The sequence below is a fragment of the Ferrovum myxofaciens genome, assembly GCF_000735045.1.
In the GTDB taxonomy this organism is placed as follows: domain Bacteria; phylum Pseudomonadota; class Gammaproteobacteria; order Burkholderiales; family Ferrovaceae; genus Ferrovum; species Ferrovum myxofaciens.
Genome location: NZ_JPOQ01000643.1, coordinates 1 through 327 on the forward strand (window position 1 = coordinate 1; position 327 = coordinate 327).

Consider the following 327-nt stretch of genomic DNA (forward strand, 5'->3'; position numbering starts at 1 on the left):
TGAAGGCCAGTTGGAGGCTGTATAGGTCGGGGTTGCGGCGTTCCGACTTCTGACCGAAAAGATGGCGTCTAAACCATTCCAGTTGCCTTTTGAGCTGGGAGATTTCTTCCTGTTGGCGTGCATTGACGGCCATCAAAACCGCGACTTGGTCGGTGGGTTTTTGTGCGGTTTCGAGGGCTTTTGACATGACAAAATTGTACCACTAATCAATCGGTTATGTTGATTTTTCGGGCATATTTATGAATTATTTTCACCCTGATTTCAGGTGGCTGGCAGACGGGAATAGCGCTTGCGAAAGGATTTGGGTTCAACCCCCTCCAGCAGGAG

1 protein-coding gene is annotated in these 327 nt (G+C 49.2%); it reads right to left on the reverse strand.

Annotated elements, in window-relative coordinates:
- Positions 1 to 187, reverse strand: a 187-nt coding sequence (locus tag IV91_RS18990; RefSeq protein WP_035419248.1) for an IS66 family transposase, incomplete at its 3' end; no start/stop codon positions are given.
- Positions 188 to 327 lie beyond the last annotated feature (140 nt).